At 36.8% G+C, this 4,977-nt stretch carries 4 protein-coding genes; all 4 read left to right on the top strand.

What is annotated here, in order from left to right; all coding sequences use genetic code 11:
• Window positions 1–127 precede the first annotated feature (127 nt).
• The 4 genes from IV57_RS12725 (at window position 128) to IV57_RS12740 (ending at window position 4,904) form a co-directional block, all read left to right on the top strand.
• Window positions 128–1,258 carry a 5-methyltetrahydropteroyltriglutamate--homocysteine S-methyltransferase gene (locus IV57_RS12725; protein WP_057881901.1) on the top strand — a complete coding sequence of 377 codons (1,131 nt, stop codon included), beginning with the start codon at window positions 128–130 and terminating at the stop codon, window positions 1,256–1,258.
• Between the two features lie 246 nt (window positions 1,259–1,504).
• Window positions 1,505–3,850, top strand: a complete 2,346-nt coding sequence (locus IV57_RS12730) for a hypothetical protein (RefSeq protein WP_057881902.1) — start codon at window positions 1,505–1,507, stop codon at window positions 3,848–3,850.
• Between the two features lie 267 nt (window positions 3,851–4,117).
• On the top strand, window positions 4,118–4,504 hold the full coding sequence (locus IV57_RS12735; protein WP_057881903.1) for a YxeA family protein: 387 nt from the start codon (window positions 4,118–4,120) through the stop codon (window positions 4,502–4,504).
• A gap of 13 nt (window positions 4,505–4,517) precedes the next feature.
• Window positions 4,518–4,904 (top strand): YxeA family protein, encoded by a 387-nt coding sequence (locus IV57_RS12740; protein WP_057881904.1) that lies wholly within the window; start codon window positions 4,518–4,520, stop codon window positions 4,902–4,904.
• Window positions 4,905–4,977: the final 73 nt, after the last annotated feature.

Genomic DNA, 4,977 nt, shown 5'->3' on the forward strand with positions numbered 1-4,977 from the left:
TGGGGACGACTAACTGTCGTCCGTATTCCTTAATACTACACAATCAGTCTCCTTTCACAAAATCAATATTCACATCCAACAGATTAAATAAATTTAGACTTAAAACTCACAGGGGGAACCAAATATTATGACAACAAAAACAACAAGCAAGATAGGATTTCAACATGTAGGAAGTTTTCTAAGACCTATTGAATTAAAACAAGCCCGTAGCGACTTCGAGGATAATAAAATAACTCAAGATCAACTCAGAAGTGTTGAAAATAGCGCCATTGAACACCTAATTAACCAACAAAAGGATGCTGGTTTAGACTATGCCACAGATGGAGAGTTTCGCCGTTCATATTGGCACCTCGACTTCTTTTGGGGTTTTGAAGGCGTCAAACATACCCACATTGGCGAAGGCTATGATTTTTCAAAAGGTCGTTCCCGTGACGATACTGCTATTTTAACCGACAAGATCAGTTTCGATGCCAATACCCATCCTTTCATTCAAGATTTCAAATTCACCAAATCAATCACTGACAAAATCGGTGGGATCCTACCAAAACAAACTATCCCTGCTCCAGCTCAGCTCTACCGCGAATTGACTCGTGGTGAAAATCTTGAGGCGCTGAACCGCATTTATCCAGATAAACAAGAATTCTACAACGATGTTGAAAAAGCTTATCACGATGCAATAATTGCCTTTTACAATGAAGGCGCTCGTGTCATTCAATTAGATGACTGTTCATGGGGACGCCTATTAGACAAAAAATTCTTAGCCAGTGCTGAGGGAAAAAAGCTTGTTGCTGAAAATGTCCAAGATATTTATCTCGAACTAAACAATGGTGCCGTTGAAGACCTTCCTGATGATTTAACTATCAACACTCACGTCTGCCGTGGAAATTTCCATTCCGATTTCCTATTTTCAGGTGGCTATGACAACGTAGCCGATAACCTCTTTGGCAAAGAAAATATCGATACTTATTTCCTAGAATACGATTCTGACCGCGCCGGTAGCTTCGCCCCACTAGCCAAAGTCTCTGGTGATAAAAAAGTTGTCCTCGGACTAATCACTTCTAAAACAGGTAAGTTGGAGAATCGTCAAGATATCATCGACCGAATTCACGAAGCAGCGCAATACTTACCATTAAATCGACTATGGTTATCAACCCAATGTGGCTTTGCCTCAACTGAAGAAGGCAATGTGATTACCGAAGCTCAACAATGGGAAAAATTAGCTCTAGTTAAATCAATTCAAGCTGAGGTTTGGGGATAATAATTGTTAAATATACTTGATAGTGACAATATCGCCAACAAAAAACCACCAATTCAGATAATGAATTTGGTGGTTTTTTGTTGACTAAAATAATCATTCGTATTCTTTTATTTAATTGACACACAAGTTAAATATCCATTAATCGAAAATTTTTATTTCAATATTTGATTAGCAATTATTTTGTAAGCGGTTATAATTATATTTGAAATATCACACAACATACATCTTTTTGAGGGGAAATTTAAGATGAAAAGGTATAAAACTAGATTTGTTTATATAATATTTACTACTATAATTTTTCTGGCTCCGTTTTTTAATGTGACAAGTATTTTTGCTGCCACTGACGATAATACCAAAGTAGATCCCGAGCCCGATGAATCTGCAGCATTGGAACAAGCTCCAACTGGTCTCAACGTAAACAGCTACTTCTCCATACTAGCTCCAGTAAAGTCAGATGGTGTTGACGGTTCACCGTTCAATAACAACTACGCGACAATAGATAAAGCTTCTAAAAAGGGTGTCGTAGTTTTGTCCAAAGGATCTCGTGGTACATCAGGTACTTCTGGACTCGGCGGTATGTACGGTGCCGTTTGGTCAGATAAGAATGCAGATAACTATATTGATATTACTAAAAAACAAACTATCTCCTTTTGGCTATCGTTTGGATCCGGAAAATCAGAAAACCCGGTCACTAATGGCGAGGGTATGTCTCTAGTATTACAAAATGACCCTAATAAGAACAGCTCTAATCAGAGTCAAGCATTAGGTGCTGGATATCAGGGTATGGGAGTATTAGGTTACGATAAATCATATTATACGATCGGTATTTTAGGAAAAGAACACCTAAGTTCTAGTGAAGATATCGCAAAAACCGCCGTTCAAAATAGTATTGCTTTAAACTTTGACGCGGAACGTAATTCCCTTACGAATCCTATGTCTCCAGGAGCTATGGCAGCAGGCGGACCGATAATACTTGGATTTTCTACTGGTACTCTTAGGTCTGACGATTATTCGTTACTAGGATTTGATACGATTGATAATAGCGATTCTTTTGGAGGTAAAATCTCCAGTAGTTATCCTAGCTATACAGAATTACAAAAAATAAAAGCTGATCGCATAACTGCTTTACGTGCTGGTAATAATACCAACGGATTTGGAAATATTGCTTTAACTTATCCAGGCAATCCTCTAACCTATAAAGCAGTTAAAAATAATTACTCAGGCGGGACTTTCTCCAAGTTTGATCAAGCAACATCTACAGTTCAAGCCATGAGTCAAGGTACCGATTTAATTGATGGCCGTATTGGTTCTGATCGTATTTTCTGGCACCATGTGACTTTCACATGGAATCCAGCTCTAGATGTCGATGGTGTTGCAACCAAAGATGGTATGCCTGTTTCTGGCGGAACTGGTGCAACAATCGATTATAAATTCAATGACAAATTACTTGACGGCTCTATGAATCCATCAAGCAGTCTTTATAAAGTAAGTTCTGAAGAAATACCAGTTGATCCAACTCAATTCAACTTAACTGATGGTGATACCAAAGTTTATTGGGGACTCACAGGTTCTAATAGTAATTACACTGGAGTTTACAGCAAGATGGCTATTTTCGAATCCATTCCAGCTTTAGCTACGGCTGAAGTGAGTTCTAAAATCACCGATAATAGTTTGCCAGATGACGCCAATACTATTACAGACGACGCCTCAACCACCACAGTTCCAGATCGAACTGTTTCTAATAATGACAATTTAACTTTCAATTATCATCTAACACATGACCCTGAATCCAGTCATCAAAATTGGAATGAAATTCTATCTAGCATTCAGCTTCCCAACAAAGATGTCACCTTTACTGAACCAGGGACAATTACTTATCACTCTGATAATGGTCCTGACGCAGTTGAAAAAATACCGCTTGAATGGCTTAATGAAGATCCTGATACTTTGAAACATAATCTAGCATATTCTTTGGGAAGTTTTACTGATCCTGAAAATAATCCTAACCAATTTACAAGTGCTGATATTGATTTCACAGGTACCGCAAACAATCCTACTTCAGATCCAATTACAGTTGAAGCCCAATTAGCCAAGTTTACTGGGACTAATGCTATTCAATCAACAAGTTCACCCCAATTTATAATAAATAATACTGCTGAAATCGAGAAAAAATTGGAGTTAAATGTTCCCAATGATTTAGTTTTCAACGACATTAATTATAAGGTCACTGATCCATTCATCTCACGCAAAGCAGACTTTTCCTTAGATGTTACCAGCCTTGCCTCACCTTGGGTATTGGAAGTTTCAACTACCGGTCTTCATCTAAATGGTACCGGTACGCGATTTAATGGTGAATTGATTTTCAAAAACAATTCAACTGAAGAACCACTAGTTTTGAATAGCACTTTCCAACAAATCGCATCTAACGATAAATCCTATGACACGCTCACAACTGATCATTTGGCAGATAATTGGAATAATGACACTGGTATCTTACTCCAACCAACGTCAGCCAATAATCAAGCTGGAAAATACACTGGCAAATTGACTTGGAATTTAGTAAATGGTCCCGGCACTACAGATTCTATATAATAGCTATTAAACGATATATTTCAACGGATAATAACCATTGATAGCGCTTTCAATAAGAACTATAATATAGCTAAGAATTAAGTTTATAGATGTTGGGGGCGCTAATCATGACAAAACTATTAGCCACATTATTCAACCGGATCGTAGACTACACACTTAACTTTGATTGGTGGTAAGCCGACTTACAAATCTGTAAGAGTAATGTAAGTAAATCAAATGTATAAAAAACCAAGAAACTCTTAATATACTTTTCAGGAGGTAATTCAAATGAGAAGTTTTTTAAGAGTTTTTTTGTTGGGTATCGTTATTATGGGGTTAGGCTATTTCAGTGTTTGTATGTATGCCAAGGACAGCACAGGTCAGGCTGCCCAAGCCTTCAATGCTTATAATGTCTTAGTAAAACGTGAACCAAAGTATGTCAAAATTGATAATAGAGAAGCACGTGATGAAGATGGTTATGGTAATTACACATATGATCTTAAAAGTTATGATAGTAATGGTAATGAACATCCTGTAAAATTTATGGGCATGGGAAAATTGAAACAAGATCATTATTTAGAATTAGATACCAAAGGCAGTTATGTATATACCTACAAAGAAGTCCTAAAGAAGGACATTCCTAGTGATATTTATACTAAATTAAACATTCAATAATTGAGGATAAACTATGAAAAAATTTCATGATATTTTCTTTATGACCCTTATCTTTTTGGGCCTTGCCTATTTTATGACCGGTTCATTCGTTAAGGATAAAACTAGTCCCTTGGCCAAGAATTTTAACCAATATAATCTTCTTGCTAAACGTAGTCCTAAGTTTATTCAAATTGATCATGCCGCTTCTGATAAGGAAGACGATGGTAGTTATACTTACTACGCCGATGGTTTCGATCGTCAAGGTATGGGACATGAAGTCGAATTTAATTCTGATGAAGATCTAGCAGACGGTCAATTGATCAAACTAGATACCAAAGGTAGTTACATTAAGGATTATAAGAAAATCGAACCAAATGATATGCCTTATAAAGTTTACAAAATATTTGGAATCAATGAATAAACTTAACGATTCTTATTTATGATTGGTTAGAACGTAAGCTAGCAGAGCTGTTATTATGATGCCGCTCTCCGCA

Source organism: Companilactobacillus kimchiensis, from assembly GCF_001438805.1.
Classification (GTDB): domain Bacteria; phylum Bacillota; class Bacilli; order Lactobacillales; family Lactobacillaceae; genus Companilactobacillus; species Companilactobacillus kimchiensis.

What these genes read in the sequence shown, in the direction of transcription:
- IV57_RS12725 (WP_057881901.1), top strand. Translation starts at nt 128, where the DNA reads ATGACAACAAAAACAACAAGCAAGATAGGATTTCAACATGTAGGAAGT.
- IV57_RS12730 (WP_057881902.1), top strand. Translation starts at nt 1,505, where the DNA reads ATGAAAAGGTATAAAACTAGATTTGTTTATATAATATTTACTACTATA.
- IV57_RS12735 (WP_057881903.1), top strand. Translation starts at nt 4,118, where the DNA reads ATGAGAAGTTTTTTAAGAGTTTTTTTGTTGGGTATCGTTATTATGGGG.
- IV57_RS12740 (WP_057881904.1), top strand. Translation starts at nt 4,518, where the DNA reads ATGAAAAAATTTCATGATATTTTCTTTATGACCCTTATCTTTTTGGGC.